Annotated in this window: 24 protein-coding genes; 19 read left to right on the forward strand and 5 right to left on the reverse strand. The window is 58.3% G+C overall.

All coding sequences use genetic code 11. The features are described 5' to 3' along the window. Positions 1-20: 20 nt before the first annotated feature. Genes ribE through NLK58_RS17425 form a run of 4 tightly spaced genes read left to right on the forward strand, consistent with a single transcriptional unit; the run spans position 21 to position 2,454 of the window. A complete protein-coding gene (gene ribE / locus NLK58_RS17410) occupies positions 21-497 on the forward strand; it encodes a 6,7-dimethyl-8-ribityllumazine synthase (protein WP_117619564.1) in 477 nt (158 codons plus the stop codon). Next, positions 497-979, forward strand: coding sequence for a transcription antitermination factor NusB (gene nusB / locus NLK58_RS17415; RefSeq protein ID WP_117619565.1), 483 nt, complete (start codon positions 497-499; stop codon positions 977-979). Before ribE ends, nusB begins: the two co-directional genes overlap by 1 nt. A 3-nt stretch (positions 980-982) precedes the next feature. Continuing rightward, a complete protein-coding gene (gene thiL / locus NLK58_RS17420; protein WP_117619566.1) occupies positions 983-1,930 on the forward strand; it encodes a thiamine-phosphate kinase in 948 nt (315 codons plus the stop codon). After that, positions 1,927-2,454 (forward strand): phosphatidylglycerophosphatase A, encoded by a 528-nt coding sequence (locus NLK58_RS17425; RefSeq protein ID WP_117619567.1) that lies wholly within the window; start codon positions 1,927-1,929, stop codon positions 2,452-2,454. Before thiL ends, NLK58_RS17425 begins: the two co-directional genes overlap by 4 nt. A 23-nt stretch (positions 2,455-2,477) precedes the next feature. On the opposite strand, the gene NLK58_RS17430 is transcribed toward NLK58_RS17425, so the two are convergent. Next, positions 2,478-2,681: a DUF6316 family protein gene (locus NLK58_RS17430; RefSeq protein WP_099619836.1), complete on the reverse strand. Its 204-nt coding sequence runs from the start codon at positions 2,679-2,681 to the stop codon at positions 2,478-2,480. Between the two features lie 50 nt (positions 2,682-2,731). Between NLK58_RS17430 and NLK58_RS17435 the strand changes: the two genes are divergently transcribed. Both NLK58_RS17435 and NLK58_RS17440 read left to right on the forward strand, forming a co-directional pair. Next, entirely contained in the window at positions 2,732-2,953 is a 222-nt protein-coding gene (locus NLK58_RS17435; protein ID WP_117619568.1) for a hypothetical protein, read from the forward strand. Next, positions 2,950-3,645, forward strand: a complete 696-nt coding sequence (locus NLK58_RS17440; protein ID WP_117619569.1) for a DUF2057 family protein — start codon at positions 2,950-2,952, stop codon at positions 3,643-3,645. Before NLK58_RS17435 ends, NLK58_RS17440 begins: the two co-directional genes overlap by 4 nt. Before the next feature lie 35 nt (positions 3,646-3,680). Here the strand turns inward: NLK58_RS17440 and NLK58_RS17445 are convergent, their stop codons facing one another. Both NLK58_RS17445 and NLK58_RS17450 read right to left on the reverse strand, forming a co-directional pair. Beyond that, the gene (locus tag NLK58_RS17445; RefSeq protein WP_117619570.1) at positions 3,681-5,210 is read right to left on the reverse strand and encodes a wax ester/triacylglycerol synthase family O-acyltransferase; all 1,530 of its coding nucleotides are present in this window, start codon (positions 5,208-5,210) and stop codon (positions 3,681-3,683) included. Beyond that, positions 5,210-6,127, reverse strand: a complete 918-nt coding sequence (locus tag NLK58_RS17450; RefSeq protein WP_117619571.1) for a LysR family transcriptional regulator — start codon at positions 6,125-6,127, stop codon at positions 5,210-5,212. The genes NLK58_RS17445 and NLK58_RS17450 overlap by 1 nt, the downstream gene beginning before the upstream one ends. A gap of 305 nt (positions 6,128-6,432) precedes the next feature. Here NLK58_RS17450 and NLK58_RS17455 point away from each other — a divergent pair, with 305 nt between their 5' ends. After that, a complete protein-coding gene (locus tag NLK58_RS17455; RefSeq protein ID WP_341581391.1) occupies positions 6,433-7,419 on the forward strand; it encodes a glutathione S-transferase family protein in 987 nt (328 codons plus the stop codon). 55 nt (positions 7,420-7,474) lie between these two features. Here NLK58_RS17455 and ispB read toward each other — a convergent pair whose 3' ends face one another. After that, entirely contained in the window at positions 7,475-8,443 is a 969-nt protein-coding gene (ispB, locus tag NLK58_RS17460; RefSeq protein WP_117619573.1) for an octaprenyl diphosphate synthase, read from the reverse strand. Positions 8,444-8,737: 294 nt separating this feature from the next. Here ispB and rplU point away from each other — a divergent pair, with 294 nt between their 5' ends. The 4 genes from rplU to proB all read left to right on the forward strand — a co-directional run bounded on the left by rplU (position 8,738) and on the right by proB (position 11,844). After that, entirely contained in the window at positions 8,738-9,049 is a 312-nt protein-coding gene (gene rplU, locus NLK58_RS17465; protein WP_027831003.1) for a 50S ribosomal protein L21, read from the forward strand. Positions 9,050-9,085: 36 nt separating this feature from the next. Further along, entirely contained in the window at positions 9,086-9,346 is a 261-nt protein-coding gene (rpmA, locus tag NLK58_RS17470; protein WP_088829262.1) for a 50S ribosomal protein L27, read from the forward strand. A gap of 144 nt (positions 9,347-9,490) precedes the next feature. After that, entirely contained in the window at positions 9,491-10,684 is a 1,194-nt protein-coding gene (gene cgtA / locus NLK58_RS17475; RefSeq protein WP_117619574.1) for an Obg family GTPase CgtA, read from the forward strand. 35 nt (positions 10,685-10,719) lie between these two features. Next, positions 10,720-11,844 carry a glutamate 5-kinase gene (gene proB / locus NLK58_RS17480; RefSeq protein ID WP_117619575.1) on the forward strand — a complete coding sequence of 375 codons (1,125 nt, stop codon included), beginning with the start codon at positions 10,720-10,722 and terminating at the stop codon, positions 11,842-11,844. 76 nt (positions 11,845-11,920) lie between these two features. Here proB and rpsT read toward each other — a convergent pair whose 3' ends face one another. Continuing rightward, entirely contained in the window at positions 11,921-12,190 is a 270-nt protein-coding gene (gene rpsT, locus NLK58_RS17485; RefSeq protein WP_117619576.1) for a 30S ribosomal protein S20, read from the reverse strand. A gap of 211 nt (positions 12,191-12,401) precedes the next feature. Between rpsT and murJ the strand changes: the two genes are divergently transcribed. The 8 genes from murJ to pilV all read left to right on the forward strand — a co-directional run bounded on the left by murJ (position 12,402) and on the right by pilV (position 21,457). Beyond that, complete coding sequence (gene murJ / locus NLK58_RS17490; protein WP_117619577.1) at positions 12,402-13,982, forward strand: murein biosynthesis integral membrane protein MurJ; 1,581 nt, start codon at positions 12,402-12,404, stop codon at positions 13,980-13,982. A gap of 83 nt (positions 13,983-14,065) precedes the next feature. Then, positions 14,066-15,037 carry a bifunctional riboflavin kinase/FAD synthetase gene (gene ribF / locus NLK58_RS17495; RefSeq protein WP_341581392.1) on the forward strand — a complete coding sequence of 324 codons (972 nt, stop codon included), beginning with the start codon at positions 14,066-14,068 and terminating at the stop codon, positions 15,035-15,037. Between the two features lie 73 nt (positions 15,038-15,110). Further along, a complete protein-coding gene (gene ileS / locus NLK58_RS17500; protein ID WP_341581393.1) occupies positions 15,111-17,930 on the forward strand; it encodes an isoleucine--tRNA ligase in 2,820 nt (939 codons plus the stop codon). Next, entirely contained in the window at positions 17,930-18,454 is a 525-nt protein-coding gene (lspA, locus tag NLK58_RS17505) for a signal peptidase II (RefSeq protein WP_117619580.1), read from the forward strand. Before ileS ends, lspA begins: the two co-directional genes overlap by 1 nt. A gap of 5 nt (positions 18,455-18,459) precedes the next feature. Further along, positions 18,460-18,912 carry an FKBP-type peptidyl-prolyl cis-trans isomerase gene (gene fkpB / locus NLK58_RS17510; RefSeq protein ID WP_117619581.1) on the forward strand — a complete coding sequence of 151 codons (453 nt, stop codon included), beginning with the start codon at positions 18,460-18,462 and terminating at the stop codon, positions 18,910-18,912. A gap of 188 nt (positions 18,913-19,100) precedes the next feature. Beyond that, positions 19,101-20,054, forward strand: coding sequence for a 4-hydroxy-3-methylbut-2-enyl diphosphate reductase (ispH, locus tag NLK58_RS17515; protein WP_341581394.1), 954 nt, complete (start codon positions 19,101-19,103; stop codon positions 20,052-20,054). Positions 20,055-20,289: 235 nt separating this feature from the next. Beyond that, positions 20,290-20,892, forward strand: coding sequence for a GspH/FimT family pseudopilin (locus tag NLK58_RS17520; RefSeq protein WP_117619583.1), 603 nt, complete (start codon positions 20,290-20,292; stop codon positions 20,890-20,892). A 10-nt stretch (positions 20,893-20,902) separates the two neighbouring features. Continuing rightward, a complete protein-coding gene (gene pilV, locus NLK58_RS17525) occupies positions 20,903-21,457 on the forward strand; it encodes a type IV pilus modification protein PilV (RefSeq protein WP_227539330.1) in 555 nt (184 codons plus the stop codon). The last annotated feature ends 5 nt before the right edge of the window (positions 21,458-21,462 follow it).

The following is a 21,462-nucleotide window of genomic DNA, read 5'->3' on the forward strand; positions in this document are numbered from 1 at the left end:
GACACGTGAAGGAGCCATCGATGGCGGATATCAGAGTAATTGAAGGTGATTTTACCGAGTGCACCGGGCGTTATGCGCTGGTGGTAGGCCGTTTTAACGGTTTTGTTGTTGAAAGCCTGGTTGAAGGCGCGCTGGATACCCTGCGCCGCCACGGGATCTCCGATGATGATGTCACCATTGTGCGGGTGCCTGGCGCCTATGAGATGCCACTGGCCGTCAAGCGTGTTGCCGAAACCGGCGAGTACGATGCCATCATTGCGCTGGGTGCCGTCATTCGTGGCGGCACCCCGCATTTCGAATACGTTGCCGGTGAAGCGTCAAGCGGTATCGGCGCGGTAAGCCTTGATACAGACGTACCGGTGACCTTTGGTGTGCTGACGGTGGATTCCATCGAACAGGCTATCGAGCGTTCGGGCACCAAGGCTGGTAACAAGGGCGCCGAAGCGGCCATCACGGCCCTTGAAATGGTCAGCCTGTTCAGGAAACTGGGTGAGTAATGAGCGAAACTGAAGGTACATCACCGCAGCCGGCACCGGCCGGCCAGCCGAAAGCCGGTGATCGACGCCGCGCCAGGGCTCTGGCCATGCAGGGGCTTTATCAGCGCCACTTCAGCAAGACGGCCATTTCCGACATTGAGGCCGAGTTCATGGTTGACAATGACACGAGCAAGGTTGATCTGCTGTACTTCCGCGACCTGCTCCGTGGTGTACACCGGGAGCAGGGCGAACTGGACAAGCTGATTGAGCCGTTCCTGGATCGCCCGATCAATGAGGTGGATCCGGTGGAGCTGGCCATTGTCCGGCTTGGTGCCTATGAACTGAAACATCGTCTTGATGTGCCCTACAAGGTGGTTATTAACGAAGGCATTGAAATGGCCAAGCGCTTTGGTGGCACCGAGGGCCATAAATTCGTCAACAGCATCCTCGACAAGCTGAGCGGCCGACTCCGGCTTGCCGAGACACGCTCCCGTGCCCGCTAGCTGATGGGCGAGTTCGAGCTGATTCGGCGTTATTTTTTGCCGCTCGCCAGGCAGCAGACAGCCCGGTCCCTGATTCTGGGGCCGGGGGATGACTGCGCAATTCAGCATATTCCCGCGGGCCGGGATCTCGTCTTCTCCATGGATACCCTGGTTGAGGGTGTCCACTTTCCCAGGAATTATCGCCCGGATTACCTTGGCTGGCGTGCTTTGGCCGTAGCGGCAAGTGATTTGGCCGCCATGGGGGCCGATCCGGAGTGCTTTACCCTTGCACTGACCATGCCTGCTGCAGACGAACAATGGCTTGCAGGTTTTGCCGGCGGGCTCAGAAGTGCCAGCAATGCGTTCGGGATGGCGCTGGCCGGCGGTGATACAACCTCCGGTCCGCTTACTCTGACTCTTCAGGTGCACGGAACCGTTGAGCATGGAGCCGCCATTCGGCGCGCGGGTGCCCGGCCTGGTGACCTTGTCGCGGTCTCCGGAACGCTTGGAGACGCCGGTGCGGCGCTGGACTACCTTGACGAGGCGAGCCCTTCGCCAGACGTTACAGCCCTGCTGGATCGTTATCATTCACCGCGGCCCAGGCTGGCACTTGGCAGCGCTGTCCGTGGCATTGCGAGTGCCGCTGTTGATATTTCTGACGGCCTGCTTGCGGACCTTGGGCATATTCTTGAGGCCTCTGACGTCGGGGCGAGCATCGACAGTGCCCGACTGCCGGTATCACCGCATCTGAAGCGCCTGAAAGGCGATGCAGCGCTGGATTATGCGCTGCGGTCCGGGGATGACTATGAGTTGTGCCTGACCATCCCCGCAGAGTGCTGGAGAAACGCCCCGGACGCGGTCCGGAAAAAACTGTCGGTGATTGGTACGGTTGAATCCCCGCCCGGGTTGATTCTCGATGGTAAGCCGTGTGGTGCAGATGCCGGGTTCGATCATTTCAGGAGCAGACCATGAGCCAGAAAGATGAGGCGTCCGAACCGGAAATTCCCGAAGTTCTCCTGCCTCCGGGATTCCTGCGTAATCCGGTCCATTTGCTGGCCTTCGGTTTTGGTAGCGGTGCAACGGCACGGGCTCCCGGAACATGGGGAAGTCTCGCGGCAATTCCTCTCTGGTATGGCTTCGCCTGGTTACCACCGATAGCCTACTGGCTGGTGGTGTTGCTGGCTTTTGTCGTGGGTATCTGGCTGTGCGGAAAAACCGCTGAGGACCTCAAGGTCCACGATCACGGGGGCATTGTCTGGGATGAATTTGTCGGGATGTGGATCGCCCTGGGACTGTTTCCGGATACCATTTACGGCGTATTGGGCGCTTTTCTGCTTTTCCGTCTTTTTGACATCGCAAAACCATGGCCCATCGGGTGGCTGGACGAACGAATGCCCGGTGGGCTTGGTATCATGGTGGACGATGTGCTGGCGGGGGTTATGGCTCTGGTCTGCCTTTGGGCAGTTGACCGCTGGCTGATCCCGGTAATGATTTAGGGGGGCCTCAATGAGGCTCCCTGTTAATGAAGTTGCTGTTCTTCGGGTAACAACCGGACAACATGTAAAAATCGCTTTAAGCCAGTCTCGGCTCGTTCCCGTGACGCAAACGGGCCACTGTCAAACCCTTCCCGGGTAGTGAAGTACCATTTGCTCCCCACACAAAAGAATCGACTGCTGCGAAAGGGAACCGGCCCTTGTTCTCCGGTTCTGCATTGGGTATCCATGGTGTCTCCTGTGCCCGCTTTTCTGTTCTGCTTTTTCGGGCGCCGCGTTAATGTCTGCCGATCTGTTTAAAATTAATCCAATTCAGGACGAATTCAACATTTTTTTACATTTTTACGGGGTGCGTCTCAAACGGGATCAGAGACCGCGGCTCGGGACAGGCCGGCAAAGCTATGCCATTGCCTTGCCCTTGTCAGATGCACTGGTCAAAATGCTACGGGTCCGGCGCGAGCCTGAATCTGTTTTGTTCCTCATAGCCAAGGAGATTAAATGAGCATTTGTCACGTTAACCGTGGTTTCAAATCGGCGATGAAAGGCTGGCATAAACACGCCGTTAGCCTTCGCGCCGGGCTGGCAGCATTGCTTGCGTTGTCATTGGTGGGCTGTGCCTCCCCGGTAAGTAGGGTAGAGACCTGGGACGGCAATCCAGAGGCAGCGACGAACGCCGCGACACTGAAAACACCGGGTGAAATTCGGGTTACCCGGGTGAATGGCCGCACCACGGGCAACTTCCTAATGAACGACCTGGCGCTGGACTATGCTTTGCTGCCCGGTGAAAACGAGGTTGTTTTCGTCTACAAAACCATTTGGGCAAAGAGCGGGGTGGTCAGAAACGAGGAATCGAAAGTTCACGTTATCGAAAGCAAGCCTCAGGAGGCCCGCTTCGAAGCCATCGCTGGCGAGACTTACCGCTTTGAATTCAAGCAACCGGATTCCCGGCAGGAAGCAGAACGGATGATGCCGGAGTTTTCTGCAACGATTGTGTCCTCGGCGGGGGATTCAGTGGCAAGCTCGACCGAATGGAATCCCGCTGAAGCAAGCAGGGTAGCCCGGACTCCCATCCCTGAATCCCCGTCTGAGGGCGCTTCCGCGAATGATGTTAATGCCCTCGACCAGCTTAAGGCGGTTTGGGCAACGGCAAGCGACGAGGAGAAAAAAGCGTTTCTCCGTTGGGCGTTTGAATAATCTCTGATCCTGCGCCCGCCGTTTCCGGGCCGTGTTCAGCCCCGGAAACGGCTCAAGGCTTTCTTCAGAAGTCCCTCCAGCGCCGTCATCGCATCGTCCGCCAGGGTCTGGGTTGAACTTGCGGGAATTGGCCCGTGGCCGTCGTCTGCCCCGAGCCGGTGTATCGCCTCCTCAATCGCATCAAGGCTTTCGGCGACATGGGCCTGCAATGAATCCCCGTTTGCGACCACGTCCGGACAGGTGGTGAAGTTCAGTGTCAGCCTGCCTTCATAGCTTACCGCCACTATCACCAGCCCCATGCTGTCGAACAGCGGCGCCGTGTTGTACTGCTGAACCAGACGCGCTCCCTGCAGATATAGCGGTACCTGGGGGCCCGGAACGTTGGTGATCGGCAGATTGAATACCGGCTGATAACGCTGGGCAATCTGCAACTCCGAGTAAAGTCTGGCGGACAGGGCCAGCATGGTTGACGGTAAAAGTTCCGTTAGCCGGTCGGCGGCTATGGCCTCACGGTAGGGCTCCGAGGCGACTGCGTTCCAATGAATCCGGCGAATCCGTTGCGCAGGGTTTGGCTCGTTGGTGGCGAGATCCAGCAGCATGGCGGACATCTGGTTTCCGGTCGCCCTGCGCAAGCTGTTTGAGCGAACAGAAATTGGAGTCATTGCCACCAGGGATTTGCCGGCGTCCGAGCCCTCGCTGATCAGGTACCGTCTTAGGGCCTCGGCGCACAAACCGAGAACCACGTCATTCAGGGTGACGTCCCCAAGGGACGCCTTCACCGTTTTCAGGCGAGACAGCTCAACACTGGCCGCGATAATTTGCCGGTTCGCGGTTATCTGCCGGTTAAACGGGCTATGGGGGGCAGAGAACAGCGGCAGTGGCAGAGGCAGTTTGCGTAACTGCTTCTGAATCAACCCCCGTGCGGTGGCTTCGGCGGCATTGACGGCGAGCGAGGTGAATTGCAGTGGTGTTCGAAGGATATTTGCGCCTGCCTGCAACATGACCCGCTCTTCCGAAGGTTCTGGTCGGGGGTGCCAGGGCCGGGGTGGTGTAATCGAGCGAGGCTCCGGAGTGTACTCGAGTAACTTTCCGATGATTTCTTCGCCGCTGAAGGCATCGATAGCCGCATGGTGTAACTTCACGATCAGCGCAAAGCCCGCACTGCCGGCATCCTCCTCATCCAGCTTGAAACCGTCCACGAACGTTATGTGCCAAAGAGGACGGTCTCTTTTCAGGGGTTCCTCCAGAATCTTGGAGGCCAGTTTCATAAGGCTGGCTTTGCGACCATGTTCGCCGAGATTGACGTAGGCGAGGTGGCGCTCGATACTGAAGTCCGGGTCGTCGATCCAGTAGGGGCGGCCCAGGCGCAGGGGGATTTCCTTGAGACGCTGACGGAACACCGGCACCACGTGGAGCCGGCTGCGAAGGTAGGCAACAAATGTACTGAAGGCCAGTGGTGTTTCTCGTTCGCTGGCATCAAAGAGATAGATCCCGCCAATATGCATCGGGGTCGTTTCCGATTCCAGGTACAGGAACGAGGCATCCAGTTCCGACAGCTGCCGCATCAGAGAACTCCCTTGGGCGTTGGTTTTACAACTTCTTCCCGGCTGAGCCGGTCCCAGAACCACATAAGGGCCTTGCCCTGGTCTTCAGCATGTCTGGCAAGATGCAGCATGATGGGCTGCCGGGGCTCGTGCACCTGCTTGGAGATCAGGCTACCGTCTTTCAGCTGTTGGCTGATTCTTGCCCTGGGTAGCCACCCGACGCCGAGACCTGCGGCCTGAATCGCAATTTTCTGGTCGATGTTGGCGACGGTCAGGGTTCGTTGCCGGCGAAAAATGCCGGCATGTCCCGGTGGCAGCGAACGCGAGGTATCAGCCGCCACGGCTGCCGGGTACCGGGAGATATCCTCCTCTGAGAGAGGCTCTTCGGCACTTGCCAGCGGGTGATCGGGGCCGACAGCAAACACGAAAGGCATTTCACCAAGGGCTCTGGTTGTGAAGTTTCCCGACGGTTTGCTGAAATTGTCCGCGCCGATGATCAGGTCGACCCGGCGACTTTGCAGGGCGTCCCAGGTGCCGGCAAACACTTCTTCCACGATTTGCACATCGACCGGCACTCCGAGTTCATGGAATTCCCGGATGGCCGGGAACAGGCATTGTGCCGGCAGCAATGAGTTGAATCCGATCTTTAATCTGGTTTCCCAGCCCTGGGCCACCTGACGGGTTGTGTGGGCAAGGTTTTCTGCCGCCTCCAGCAGGGTGCGGCCTTCTTCCAGGAGGTAATGACCCGCCGGGGTCAGCCTGGCGCGGTGGCCGGTGCGGTCGTAGATGGCAACGTTCAGGTCTTCTTCCAGTTTTTGCACGGTGTAGCTTATGGCCGAGGGTACCCGGAAGAGTTCGCCGGCGGCGCCGGCAAAACTGCCTTTGCGGTCAATGGCGTCAAGGACTTTGAGGGCGTCTATGGTGATGGCTGTGTGCATGTTCGAATTATCTGAGGTTGTTGGCCAGAAATGCTTGTTTGAGAGGGTAGCAGGGTCGCCGGTATTCTTCCTTCAAATTATCAGGCTTTGGAGGGCAGGTAACAGGGCCGCTGTCAGTTTTGGGGGCAGCGGGTATTGGAGAAGGCCTTTGCAAACACGCCGTGAACCCTTCCCTGGGGGCTCGGCATTGCCATCCTTGGCAATGCACGGTTTGCAAAGGCCTTCTCCAATACCCTTGGCAGACTTTTTGCCGGCGCCCCCTTGTTACAGGGGCCACACTTTCAAGGTTTTTCATCGGAGGGTTTATGGGGCTTTTGATTGACGGCAAATGGCATGACCAGTGGTATGACACCGATAAGACCGGTGGCAAGTTTGAGCGGGAGGCGGCGCGGTTTCGGAACTGGGTGACCGCAGACGGCTTGCCGGGGCCGGATGGTGAAGGTGGTTTCAAGGCTGAGTCCGGTCGCTACCATCTTTATGTGTCCATGGCGTGCCCGTGGGCGCATCGGACGCTGATTTTCCGGAAGCTGAAGGGGCTGGAGAAGCATATTTCAGTGTCTGTTGTGCACCCGGATATGGTAGAGAATGGCTGGGAGTTCCGGCCTGACAGTGAGCAGCACCGGGATTACTTGCATGGCTTCCGTTTCATGCATGAGGTCTACACCAGAGCTGCGCCTGAGTATTCCGGGCGGGTGACGGTGCCGACGCTGTGGGATAAAGAAAAACAGACGATTGCGAGTAACGAATCCGCCGAGATTATCCGGATGTTCAATTCGGCCTTCGATGGGCTGGAGGGTGTTCGCTCGGACCGGAACTTCTATCCCGAGGAACTGCAGGGGGAAATTGATGAGGTCAATGCCCGGGTCTATGACACAGTCAATAACGGTGTCTACAAGGCGGGTTTTGCTACCGCTCAGGATAAATACGAGCAAGCCTACGACGCTCTTTTCGAGTCGCTGGACTGGCTGGAGGATCGGTTGTCTGGCCAGCGGTATCTGGTGGGTAGCCAGTTAACTGAGGCGGACTGGCGGCTGTTTACCACGCTGATTAGATTTGATGCGGTGTATTACAGCCATTTCAAATGCAATCGCCAGCGGATCAGTGATTTTCCGGCGCTTTCTGCCTACGTGCGGGATTTGTATCAGGAGCCCGGCGTGGCCGAAACCGTGGATATCGGGCAGATCAAACGTCATTACTACGTGAGCCAGCGGACCATCAACCCGACCCAGATTGTGCCGGTGGGGCCGGCGTTGAACTTTGACGAGCCTCATGGGCGCGAGCGCCTGAGTTGAAATCGGGGTCAGATGAAATTTTCATCTGACCCCATTTTCAGACCCCATTTTTACGTCAACTCACCCGGGCCACCGCGACGTCGGTCAGCAGCTCCATGGCTTCTTTGTGGTCTGAGGCCGGCAGGGTTGTCAGGCAGGCTTTGGCCAGGTCCGCCTGTTCCCGGGCCTTGGTCATGGTGTATTCAATGGCGCCTGAGCGCTCAACAATTTCGAGAATCCTGGGCAGGTCGTCCAGCCCGCCTTTGCGAATGGCCTGGCGGATCAACTGGCGCTCATTTTCCGTGCCGTGTGCCATGGCGTAAATCAGGGGCAGGGTGGTCTTGCCTTCGGCAAGGTCGTCGCCCACATTTTTGCCCATGGCTTCGGCATCGCCCCGGTAATCCAGGACATCGTCCACCAGCTGGAACGCCAGGCCCAGATGCTTGCCGTAGTCCTTCAGGCCCCGTTCCTGGTCGTCACCGGCCCCGGCGAGCAGGGCGCCGGTGTGGGACGCGGCTTCAAACAGCATGGCGGTCTTGTTGTGAATGACCTTCATGTACTGGTCTTCGGTCAGGTCCGGATTTTTCACGTTCATCAGTTGCATGACTTCGCCTTCGGCGATCACGGCCGTGGCGTGGGACAAAACCTCCATGATAGGCAGGCTTTTGAGCTCCACCATCATCTCGAAGGCCCGGGCGTAGAGGAAATCACCTACCAGCACGCTCGGGGCATTACCCCAGCGTGCATTGGCCGTGCTCCGGCCCCGCCGCATGTCGGAGGTGTCCACCACATCGTCATGGAGTAGGGTGGCGGTGTGCAGGAATTCGATGACAGCCGCCAGTTTCAGGTGGTCGCTTTTGTCGTAGCCCGCAGCCTGGCTGGAAAGCAAAACCAGTAAGGGTCTCAGCCGCTTACCGCCGCTTTCGATGATGTACTGGGCGATTTTTTCCACCAGGGGAACGTCTGAGGAAAGCCGCTGGATGATCAGGTCATTGACGCGGCTGAAGTCGTCGGCCACGGTGTCGTGAATGCGCTGGGCTGTCATGCGGCTTGTGGATCCCTTGCTGGTGTTGTCGTCGTTGCGTTCGCTGATAATAAAGGCAGGTCGCGGCAATGCTAGGTATTGCAGGTTGAGGTGTCAACGTTAAGTCGGCGAAGTCGGGGTCAGAAGAAAGCTTTCTTCTGACCCTATGTTCAACTTGCTTAGCATGGCGTCTTCTCGTACAATCACGCGCCCAACTCATCCCAACCTGCGCTCCCTGCTATAGGGTCGCCAGAGCGCTTCCCTTAGAACCAGGTGGATAAGAGCAGGGATGGGTCAATCGCGGAGAACGAGTAAATGTACGCAGTTATTGTCAGCGGTGGTAAGCAGCACCGTGTAAAAGAAGGCGAAACCCTGAAGCTGGAAAAGCTGGAAGTTGAAACCGGCGGTAACGTTGAGTTTGATCGCGTTCTGCTGATCGCCGATGGTGACAAGGTTCAGGTTGGTGCGCCGGTTGTTGATGGTGCCAAAGTGACTGCGGAAGTGGTTAGCCACGGCCGTCACGACAAGATTCAGATCATCAAGTTCCGTCGTCGTAAGCATTCCATGAAGCGTCAGGGCCACCGTCAGTGGTTTACTGAAGTAAAGATCACGGGTATCCAGGGCTGAGGCTCTCGAATTACCCCCTAGAGAAGGAGGCTGGTAATGGCTCATAAAAAAGCAGCAGGTAGTACCCGTAACGGTCGCGATTCCGAGTCGAAACGACTTGGTGTGAAGCGCTTTGGCGGTGAGACTGTTTCTGCAGGCAGCATCATCATTCGTCAGCGTGGCACCCGTTTCCACGCTGGTAGCAACGTTGGCATTGGCAAGGATCACACCCTGTTTGCGAAAGCAGACGGCCAGGTGAAGTTCGAAGTCAAAGGCCCGCAGAGCCGTAAGTTCGTGAGTATCGTTCCGGCTGCGTAAGCAGCGGCGATCCGGTTCTGTCGAACCTTGGGTGGCGCTGATATCCTGATATCATCAGGTGTTCAGAGCCATCCGGAGCCCCGCAAAGCTTCCTTGAGGCTGCGGGGCTTTTTAGTTTATGCGCATCGCGCAAAGGGTTGATTCATGAAATTCGTAGACGAAGCCACCATCATTGTGGAAGCCGGCAAGGGCGGTCACGGCTGCCTGAGCTTCCGGCGTGAAAAATACGTTCCCAAGGGCGGCCCCGACGGTGGCGACGGGGGCGATGGTGGTTCCGTGTATCTGGAAGCAGACGAGTCGCTCAATACATTGATTGACTACCGTTTCCAGCGTAAACACAAAGCCCGGAATGGTGAGCCAGGCTCCGGCCGCAACTGCACCGGTACCAAGGGTGAGGATCTTGTCCTGCCAGTGCCGGTGGGCACCACGGTTGTGGATATGGACACCCATGAGGTGCTCGGGGACCTGACCCATGCAGGGCAGCGTCTGAAGGTTGCCCAGTGCGGTTTTCATGGCCTTGGCAATACCCGCTTCAAGTCCTCGGTTAACCGTGCGCCCCGGCAGACCACCAAAGGCTCTGAAGGCGAGCTGCGCAACCTTCGGCTGGAGCTGAAGGTGTTGGCGGATGTCGGGCTGCTGGGTATGCCCAATGCCGGTAAGTCCACCTTTATCCGTTCGGTGTCGGCGGCCCGCCCGAAAGTGGCGGATTACCCCTTTACCACACTGGTGCCTAACCTCGGGGTCGTCAGTGTGCAGGCGCATCAGAGTTTTGTCATTGCCGACATCCCCGGCCTGATCGAGGGCGCAGCCGAGGGCGCCGGGCTCGGTATCCGGTTCCTCAAGCACCTGGTCCGCACCCGGCTTTTGCTGCACCTTGTGGATGTTGCGCCTTACGACGGATCTTCGCCGGCGGATGCCGTCCGGGCGATTGAGCATGAGCTTGAGAAGTTCAGTGAGACTCTTGCCAATCGGCCCAGATGGCTGGTGCTGAACAAGGTGGATATGGTGGCTGAGGAAGACCGCGATGCCCATTGCCAGGCCATCGTTGATGAGCTTGGCTGGGAAGGGCCGGTGTTCCGGATTTCCGCGCTTAGTGGTGAGGGCACCAGGCCGCTGGTTCAGGCGGTTATGCGCTGGATTGAAGAGCAGGCCGAAGAAGAGGCCCAGAATCCCGAGGTCGCTGAGCGGGAAGCCCGTCGCCGTCGACAGATGGATGAAGAGGCCCGGGTCCGTATCGAGGCGGAGCGTCAGGCTCGCCGTGCTGCCCGCGAGGACGACGATGACGATGACTTCGACGATGATGACTACGACGTCGAAGTGGTTTACGCGCCCGAGTAAAGCAGGATTAACACCAGGGAGACCGCTCAAGCACCATGACTGAACGCCTACAGTTGCGCCAGGCCCGCCGCCTGGTTATCAAGATCGGAAGCGCCCTGCTGACCAACGATGGCAGGGGGCTGGATGTGGCTGCTCTGGGCTTGTGGGTGGATCAGATTGCAGAGCTGGTCGAAGAAGGGGTGGAAGTGGTCGTGGTCTCCTCCGGTTCGGTGGCTGAGGGGATGAGCCGTCTTGGCTGGACAGTGAGGCCGGAGCAGTTGCACGAACTCCAGGCCGCCGCCGCGGTTGGGCAAATGGGATTGGTTCAGACCTGGGAGGCCCAGTTCAAGCGGCATGATATCCACACTGCCCAGATTCTCCTCACTCACGATGACCTCTCGGACCGCAAGCGATACCTCAACGGCCGAAGCACGCTCAGGGCGCTGCTCGACTTTGGCGTAGTGCCGATCGTCAACGAAAACGACACGGTGGTGACCGACGAGATTCGGTTCGGTGACAACGATACCCTTGGCGCACTGGTCGCTAACCTGATTGAGGCGGACGGCCTGATTATCCTGACTGATCAGCTTGGTCTGTTTGACAAGGATCCCAGGAAGAACGCCAATGCCCGGCTGGTCACTGAGCGCAAGGCTGGTGATCATGAGCTGGATGCCATGGCCGGAGGCGGGGCCGGTGTGCTGGGGCGGGGTGGCATGATGACCAAATTGCGTGCGGCTCGCCTGGCCGCCCGGTCTGGTGCGTTTACCGTTATTGTTGGTGGTCGTATCGAGGGGGTGATCGGCCGGCTGCGCCAAGGCGACGTGATTGGCACCCTGCTGCTCCCGGAGCAGGGCCGGATCGCTGCCCGCAAGCAGTGGCTGGCCAGCCATTTACAGACCCGGGGCAAGTTGACCCTGGATGACGGTGCGGTGAAGGTGGTGTGTCTCGGCGGGCGCAGCCTGCTTCCGGTGGGCGTAAAGGGTGTGGTCGGGCAGTTTCGCCGTGGCGAAATGGTGTCCTGCGTTGATCAGGCTGGCAAGGAGATTGCCCGGGGGCTTGTGAATTACGATGCCGACGAGGCCAGGGCGATCGCCGGTCGATCCAGTGACCGGATTGCCGAGGTTCTGGGCTACAGTTCCGGCGAGGAAATGATACACCGGGATAACCTCGTTATAGTGTAATGCTTGTTTCTGATAACTGAAGCATAAAAAAACCGGCCAACTGGCCGGTTTTTTTATGCTTCTGAAGTCGGGCGACTTACGCGCTCTTCAGAGACTTGATCTTGGCGCTCAGGCGGCTCTTGTGACGAGCAACCTTGTTCTTCGCGAAGATACCCTTGTTGACCATGCTGTCCAGAATCGGCTGGGCCTGCTGGAAAGCAGCCTGGGCTTCTTCGTAGTTGCCGGCCTCAATCTTGGACTGGATCTTCTTCATGTAAGTACGAGCCATGGAACGCAGGCTTGCATTGTGCTTGCGGTTCTTCTCGTTCTGACGTGCGCGCTTCTTGGCTTGCGGGGTATTTGCCACCGTAAAACTCCTGAAAATCTCAAATTCGTTGCTGAATGATTCGTTACATCGCGGGCGCGCCAAAACCAGCGCGTCGAAATAAATGACGCGGAACTATGCCGCTCAAACCTCGAAATGTCAAGGCCAAAACCCATTTCATGCCCTGACACAGAAGGCCTGTGGTAAACTCGCGGCCACTTGTCTATTTCCACAATGCCAGACCAGAGCCCGCATGTCTTCGGAACCTGAATCATCTCCTGAGCAAAAGCAATTGCCTAAAGCGCCTGGCCTGCTCAGGTCGTCGGGACTTGTGGGCATTATGACCATGCTGTCCCGGGTGCTTGGCCTGGTCCGGGACATGGTGATTGCCCGCTATTTTGGCGCCGGTGCCGGGGCGGATGCTTTTTTTGTCGCCTTCAAGATTCCCAACTTTCTGCGCCGGCTGTTTGCCGAGGGCGCTTTTTCCCAGGCCTTCGTTCCAGTGTTGTCGTCCTACCGGGAAAATCAGTCCCACTCCGACGTGCAGCGGCTGGTCAATGCTGTGGCCGGTTCACTGGGTCTGGTGTTGCTGGGTGTAACACTGGTGGCGATCCTGGGAGCGCCGGTGTTGACGGCAGTTTTTGCGCCGGGGTTTCTTGATGATGACGTGAAGTTTGCCCTGACCAGCGAGATGCTGCGCATCACCTTCCCCTATTTATTGCTGATCTCCCTGACCGCCTTTGCCGGCGGCATACTGAACAGCTACGACCGGTTCGCTGTGCCGGCGTTTACCCCGGTTCTTCTGAACCTGGCCATGATTGCGGCGGCGATCTGGCTGACGCCGCTGATGGACGAGCCGGTGATGGCGCTGGCCTGGGGGGTGTTCATTGCCGGTGCCCTGCAGTTGTTCTTCCAGCTGCCTTTTCTGATGCGCCTCGGCCTGTTGCCCAGGCCTCGAGTCGATTATCGCCACGAAGGTGTCAGCCGGATTCTTAAATTGATGGCGCCCGCCCTGTTCGGGGTATCGGTCAGCCAGATCAATCTGCTGCTTGATACCGTGCTGGCTTCCTTTCTTCAGACCGGCAGTGTCTCCTGGTTGTATTACTCCGACCGGCTTGCGGAACTGCCTCTTGGTGTTTTTGGCATTGCCATTGCCACGGTGATTCTTCCAAGCCTGTCCCGCAAGCATGCGGCGGCATCGGCTGACCAGTTTGCGGCCACCCTGGACTGGGCAGTCCGTGCGGTCCTGTTGATTGGTTTGCCGGCGGCGCTGGCCCTCGTCTTGCTGGCGGAGCCGCTGATTGCCACCCTGTTTCACTACGGCGAAGTGGCCGACCGGGATGTGGCCATGTCGGCCCAGAGCCTGCGGGCCTATTCCGCGGGGTTGCTTGCGTTCATGCTAATTAAAGTGCTGGCTCCGGGTTTCTTTGCCCGCGAGGACACTAAAACGCCGGTCAAGATCGGTGTTATCGCCATGGTGGCGAACATGGTGTTCAACCTGATACTGATTTTTCCGCTGGCGCATGCCGGACTGGCATTGGCAACCTCCCTGTCGGCCTGGCTGAATGGATATCTGCTGTGGCGAGGGTTGCGCAAGGAAGGAGCCTGGCAGAGCCAGCCCGGCTGGCCCCGTTTCCTGCTGCAGGTTCTATTCGCCAATGGTGCGTTGGCTGCCGTTATTTTGTGGCTCAAGGCGCCGGTGGCAGTGTGGCTGGCAAACGGCGGTTATCAGCGGGCGGCGGATATGGCGATATTGGTGGGTGCCGGTGTGGCCATTTACTTTGTTGCCCTGGCGCTGGCCGGGGTTCGGGTAAGACATTTCCGCCAGAGGTAAGGTATAATCGCGCGTTTTCTCACCAGCGTTGCGGTAACAAGGGTAGCGCTGAAAGCTAGCTGGCAATTGAAGGTTCGCATTACATGCGTCTGATCCGGGGCCTGACCAACCTGAAAAAGCTGTCCCGGCGGGAGGATTCTCCACTCGCCAACGGGTGTGTCGCCACCATCGGTAATTTTGACGGTGTGCATCTGGGCCACAAGACCATTATTGATCAGGTCAGGAGCAAGGCCGAAGCCCTTGGCGTGCCTTCCATGGTCATGATTTTCGAGCCCCAGCCCCGGGAGTTTTTCCAGGGTAGCGAGGCGCCGCCAAGGTTGATGGGGTTCCGGCAGAAATTTGAGGCCCTGTTGGCCGAGGGCATCGATATCGTGCTGTGCCTGCGCTTCAATCAGGCCTTCCGCAGTTACTCTGCCATGGGCTTTATCGAAGACATCCTGATTCAGGGGCTGGCCGTCCGGCACCTGGTGGTGGGGGACGATTTCCGCTTTGGCTGCGACCGGGCCGGGGATTTCGCCCTTCTAAAGAAAGTAGGCAAGGATGCAGGGTTCACGGTTGAGAATACCCGCACGGTAACGGTTGATGGCGAGCGGGTGAGCAGCACCCGTGTGCGGGAACTGCTCACGGTGAACGGCCTGGAGCAGGCAGAGGCGCTGCTCGGACATCCATACCGCATCCGGGGCAGGGTGGTATATGGCAGGCAACTGGGGCGCCAGATCGGGGCGCCAACGGCGAACATCCTGTTGCACCGGCTACCAGCGCTGCAAGGGGTGTATGTGGTGGCGGCCACACTGGACGATGGCGCCGTGTACGATGGCGTTGCCAACATAGGCCTGCGGCCGACCGTGGATGGCAAGCAGCCGTCCCTGGAAGTGCACCTGTTTGACTTTGCTGGCACACTTTATGGCCAGCACCTGGAAGTCGTGTTCCGCCACGGCCTGCGGGACGAGGAAAAGTTCGCTTCCGTGGATGAACTGAAAGAACAGATTACCCGGGATTTCGAGCACGCCCGTGCGTGGATTTCGGAGCACGGCACTGTAAAAAGCGCGCATTGAAACGCCCGGCTGCGCCCCAACGAATAAAAGACTGACCAACACTGACCAAGACCAAAAGAGTACGCACACAAACATGAGCGACTACAAGCACACCCTGAATCTGCCGGAAACCGCCTTTCCCATGCGCGGTAACCTGGCCAGGCGCGAGCCGGAAATGCTCAAGCGCTGGCAGGATCTCGACGTCTACGGCAACCTGCGCAAGCAGCGTGAGGGGCGGAACAAGTTCATTCTCCACGATGGTCCTCCCTACGCCAACGGCAGCATTCACATAGGTCATGCGGTCAACAAGATTCTCAAGGACATGATCGTCAAGTCTCAAGGCTTCATGGGCTACGACGCGCCCTATGTGCCGGGTTGGGACTGCCATGGCCTGCCCATCGAACACAAGGTGGAGCAGGAGATCGGCAAGGCAGGCGTGAAGGTGGATTACAAGACCTTCCGCCAAGCCTGCCGTGACTATGCCACCAAACAGATCGCCGGTCAGAAGGAAGACTTCATTCGCCTGGGTGTGATGGGTGAGTGGGACAAGCCCTATCTGACCATGGATCCCAAGGTGGAAGCCGGGATCGTTCGCGCCCTGGGCAAGATCGTAGCCAAAGGTCACCTGGTTCGTGGCTATAAGCCGGTTTACTGGAGTGTGGTGGGTCAGTCCGCACTGGCAGAGGCCGAAGTTGAGTACCAGGACAAAACCTCTACCCAGATTGACGTCCGCTTCACCGCCGTTGATCAGCCAAAAGCGCTCTCACTGTTTGGCACTGATAGGGGCGAAGGCGATGTGTCTGTCGTCATCTGGACCACCACCCCCTGGACCATTCCGGCCAACCAGGCCGTGTCCGTGAATGCCGAGCTGGACTATACGCTGGTCCAGACCGACGTCGGGCAGGGGCCGGAGCGCATGATCCTGGCTGCCGAGATGGTGGAAGGCGTCATGGCCCGCTGGCAGGTGGAAGACTATGAAGTGCTGGCGACCTGTTCCGGCGCCGCACTGGAGCACCTGGTGCTCCAGCATCCGATTTACGACAAGCAGGTGCCGGTCATCCTGGGGGAGCACGTATCCACCGACGCCGGTACCGGTGCTGTCCATACCGCGCCGGATCACGGTATGGAAGACTTTGAAGTAGGCAAGGCCTACAACATCGGCACCATCAACCTGGTTCAGGCCGACGGCACCTACACCTCGGCGGCCGGTGAACTGGCTGGCGTGCACGTTTACAAGGCCGATGAGCCGGTTTGCGGCGCGCTTGAGCGCGAAGGCAAGCTGGTCCGTTCGGAGAAGTTCCGTCACAGCTACCCGCACTGCTGGCGCACCAAGACCCCGCTGATCTACCGGGCGACTCCCCAGTGGTTTATCAGCATGGACAAGGAACACCTCCGCGCCGACGCTCTGGAAGCGATCAAGGGCGTGCGCTGGGTGCCCTCCTGGGGCAAGAATCGCATCGAAGCCATGTTCAACCAGTCTCCGGACTGGTGCATCTCCCGGCAGCGCACCTGGGGCGTACCCATCACCCTGTTTATCCACAAGGAGACACAGGAACTGCATCCGGACACCCAGAACCTGATCGAGAAGGTGGCCCAGCAGATTGAGGAGGGCGGTATCGACGCCTGGTACGAGCTGGATGCGTCCGCGCTGCTGGGCAGCGATGCCGAGCAGTACGAGAAGGTGACCGATACCCTCGATGTCTGGTTCGACTCCGGCGTGACCCACGAATCGGTGCTGCGGGTTCGCGAGGAACTGGGCCAGTTCCCGGCGGATATGTACCTGGAAGGTTCAGATCAGCACCGTGGCTGGTTCCAGTCGTCCCTGAAAACCTCCATCGCCATGAACGGTGTGGCGCCTTACAAGCAGGTTCTGACCCACGGCTTTACCGTCGATGGTAAGGGCCACAAGATGTCCAAATCCCTGGGTAACGTGATCGCGCCCCAGGAAGTCATGAACGAGCTGGGTGCTGACATCCTGCGGCTGTGGGTGGCGGCGACGGACTACAGCGGTGAAATGACCGTCTCGAAGGACATCCTGCGCCAGACCGCCGATGGTTACCGCCGGATCCGGAACACCTCCCGCTTCCTGCTGAGCAACCTGACCGGTTTCGATCCGGAACAGCACATGGTGGCACCGGAGGACATGATCGCCCTGGACCGCTGGATGGTGGATCGTGCCCTGCAGTTGCAAGAAGAGCTCCATGAGGATTACGGCAACTATGCCTTCCTGCGGATCTACCAGAAGGTCTACAACTTCTGCGAGGCGACCCTGGGCGGCTTTTACCTCGATATCATCAAGGACCGCCAGTACACCACCCAGGCCGACAGCCTGGCCCGTCGCTCCTGCCAGACGGCTCTCTATCACGTAGCCGAGGCCCTGGTTCGCTGGATTGCCCCGATCCTGAGCTTCACCGCCGATGAAATCTGGCAGCACCTGCCGGGCAAGCGGGGCGATACCGTATTCTACGAAACCTGGTACGAAGGCCTGACCGCACTGCCGGAAAACGCCGAGCTTGGTCGCGACTACTGGCGCGAGATCTACAGCGTCAAGGAAGCCGTCAACAAACGGCTGGAGGAGGCCCGGGCGCGTGGAGAGATCAAGGGCTCCCTGAGTGCGGAAGTCACCCTTTACTGCGAAGGTGATCTGGCGGCAGAGCTCAAACACCTTGGTGAGGAACTGCGTTTCGTCCTGATCACGTCTGAGGCCACCGTGAAGCCGGTCTCCGAGGCGGGCGACGCCGAGATGACTTCCCACGAAGGCCTCCGGGTGAAGGTGACTCCGGCTACCCACACCAAGTGCGAGCGTTGCTGGCATCACCGGGAAGATGTCGGCCGTAACGCCAGGTACGAGGACCTCTGTGGTCGTTGCGTGACCAACGTGGAAGGGCCCGGTGAAGCCCGCGCTTACGCCTGATGGACGCTGCCATGCCTGAACAGGTCGCCGGAAGCAAACTCAAGTGGCTGTGGCTGGCGGTGCTTGTGATCATCCTCGATCTCGGCACCAAGGCCATGGCCACGGCCATGCTGACCTACGGCGATCCGGTTCCGGTCATCCCCATGTTCAACCTGACCCTGCTCCACAATACCGGCGCCGCGTTCAGCTTCCTGGCCGAAGCCGCGGGCTGGCAACGCTGGTTTTTCGTAACCCTGGCCCTGGTGGTCAGTGTTGTGCTGATCTACTGGCTGAAAAACCTGAAGCGCCATGAAACCTGGACCGCCGTTGCCATCGTGCTCATACTCGGTGGCGCCCTGGGTAATGTCTACGACCGGGTGGTGCACGGCTATGTCGTCGACTTCCTGCATTTGTACTGGCAGGACTGGCACTTTCCCGCCTTTAACCTGGCCGACACCGCCATCACCATCGGTGCTGCCATGATGATTCTCGATATGTTCCGCAAACCCACCGATTCTGGTGGGGATGCTGAAAGGAGCGAGTAACTCTTATGAATGAACTGCCTGTCGACAAGGGTACCCGGGTCAAACTGCATTTCGCCCTGAAGTTTCCGGATGGTGAAGTGATCGATTCCACCTTTGAGAAAGAGCCGGCCACCCTCGAAATCGGCGATGAAAACCTGCCGGAGAATTTCGAAGCCTACCTGATGGGCATGAAGGCCGGCGACCGGGAAAGCTATCAAGTGCCCCCGGAAAAAGCCTTTGGTCAGCACAACCCCAACAACGTGCAGACGTTCAAGCGCCACGAGTTCAGCCCAGATATGGTGCTGGAGCCGGGCGTGATGATCTCCTTCGCGGATGCCCGCCAGAGCGAACTGCCGGGCGTTGTCAGCCGGGTGGAAGGCGATGAAGTGGAGGTGGATTTCAATCACCCCCTGGCAGGGCGTACACTGACCTTCGAAGTACAGATTATTGATGTGGAGCCCGCAGGGGCGACCCATTAAAAAGAAATAGCTGAGCGTCATACTCTGAACTAGCGGGGTGCGGGGAAGAACCTGCCGGGACTGTCTGCAGCATGGATGCTGCAGTCAAGCGTACAGGGACGTATTCACAGCGTGTCCCGGCAGGTTCTTCCCCGTAGCCCGCGGTCGCAATGCTCCAAAGTCCTTCGTCCGGAAATAGTGGCAAGATAATGCAAATCAGACTCGCAAACCCCCGTGGCTTCTGTGCCGGTGTTGACCGTGCCATCGAAATCGTCAATCGCGCCCTGGATGTCTTTGGCGCTCCGATCTACGTGCGTCACGAAGTCGTGCATAACAAATTCGTGGTGGACAACCTCCGCAACCGCGGCGCCATCTTCGTTGACGAACTGGACGAAGTCCCGGACGACAAGCTCGTCATCTTCAGCGCCCACGGCGTCTCCCAGGCGGTGCAGAACGAAGCTGCCCGCCGCGGCCTGAAAGTCTTCGACGCCACCTGCCCGCTGGTCACCAAGGTCCACCTGGAAGTGATGCGCTACAGCCGCGACGGCCGGGAATGCATCCTGATCGGCCACCATGGCCACCCGGAAGTGGAAGGCACTATGGGGCAATATGACCACCGCAATGGCGGTGACATCTACCTCGTGGAAAACGAGGAAGATGTGGCAAAGCTGGAAGTGACTGATCCCACAAAGCTCTCGTATGTCACCCAGACCACGCTGTCCATGGACGACACCGCCCGAGTCATCGACGCCCTGCGCGCCAAATTCCCCGAAATCCAGGGACCCCGCAAAGACGACATCTGCTACGCCACCCAGAACCGCCAGGACGCCGTGAAGCAGCTCGCCGGAGACTGTGACCTGATGCTGGTGGTTGGCTCCCCGAACAGTTCCAATTCCAACCGGTTGCGAGAATTGGCTGAGCGGATGGGTACGCCGGCCTACCTGATCGATGAGGCATCTCAGATTGATCCTGCCTGGCTTGAGGGAAAGACCTCAGTTGGCGTAACCGCTGGTGCCTCTGCGCCCGAAGTATTGGTGAACGATGTGATCAATCGCCTCAGGGAATTGGGGGGTGGTGTTCCGGAGGAAGTTGCCGGGCGTGAGGAGAATATTGTGTTTTCGATGCCCAAAGAGCTCAGGATTGATGTGGTAGAGGTTTCCTGACTTTTGCCCTCGTATGGCAGGTGAGCTTTGCCGGATGGGGCCTTGCTTCATTCGGGAAGCTTCCCAGACTTTCAATATCCTGCCCTATTTCCCCCCCCCTTTTTTTTGTGAACCGTTACACCTCACTTCTTAAGTAGCGACCGTTTATCATGCTAAGACTCCCGCTTATCGCAGGTGGGTGGTTTCGCACCCTGACTCAAAATAATCTGTAACCAATCAGAAATAGGGAAGAATTATGTCCGGATTCCAGCGAAGCTCTGGCTTTACGTTGCTTGAACTGATTATAACGATCGTCATTCTGGCAATCGTTGCATCGTTTGCAGTTCCGTCTTTTCGCGAGACCGTACTTAATAATCGGCTGACGTCTCAAATAAATGAAGCGTCCAGCCTTATGAGCTATGCCCGCAGTGAAGCATCCAAAATGCAGGATGGCGTGATTACTGTCTGCGCCAGTGCTGACAGCGCTTCATGCAGTGGTGCAAACACGTGGGAGACCGGCTGGATTGTGATGCGCGACCTTGACGGTGATCGCGTGCTCGATGCCGGAGACGACCAGCTCCTCCGGATCAGCCAGGCCCTAGAAGGTGGCAACACCATGAGAATCGCTGGCCTTACCAGTGGTGGAGGCTCATTTGTGCAGTTTTCAGGCAATGGCTTCCCGATTCCTCCGGGAATTGGTCTATCGGCTGCAGGCACGATTACAGTATGTGATTCCCGTGGTGCGGCGGCAGCTCGGGCAATTGTTGTCAGCGTGTCCGGTCAGACACGTCTGGCGCGAGATACCTCGGGTAACGGCGTACTGAACGATCACAACAACGCAAATATCACCTGTCCGTGAGAGTGGCGCAATGATGAAAACGTCGTTTATTCCGAAGCGCGGTGCCAACAGAAGCGAAATGAAAGGCATGAAAAGTCAGGGCTTTACGCTGATTGAAATTCTGGTGACCGTGTTCATCCTGGCGATAGGGCTTCTGGGCCTCGCCGGTTTGCTGGTCGACGGAATGCGAAACAATCAGGGTGCGTATTTGCGGACCCAGGCGAGCATTCTGGCCTATGACATGGCTGACCGCATACGGGCCAATCGGGCCCAGGCTGTAGGCGGTGGAGCCTATGACGGCTTCACGACCGTTGGCGCATCCACAAACCTCCCGGTTTGTGCGACGCAGAACGGCGGATGTTCGCCGGCGCAACAGGTAACGGTGGATTTGGCTCAGTGGGCGCGCCAGATTCAGGGAGTCGGAAGCGACATGACGCTCTTGCCTGGCGGGCAAGGCTCGATTCAGTTCGATGCCGGCACCGAGATGTTTACGATCTCTGTCCAGTGGGATGAAGTTGTCAGAGAAGGCGATGCTAACGAACAAATCGCCGGTGATAATTCCTTTTTCCTGAATTTCTCATTATGAGGTGC

Source organism: Marinobacter metalliresistant, from assembly GCF_038098645.1.
Taxonomy (GTDB): Bacteria; Pseudomonadota; Gammaproteobacteria; order Pseudomonadales; family Oleiphilaceae; genus Marinobacter; species Marinobacter metalliresistant.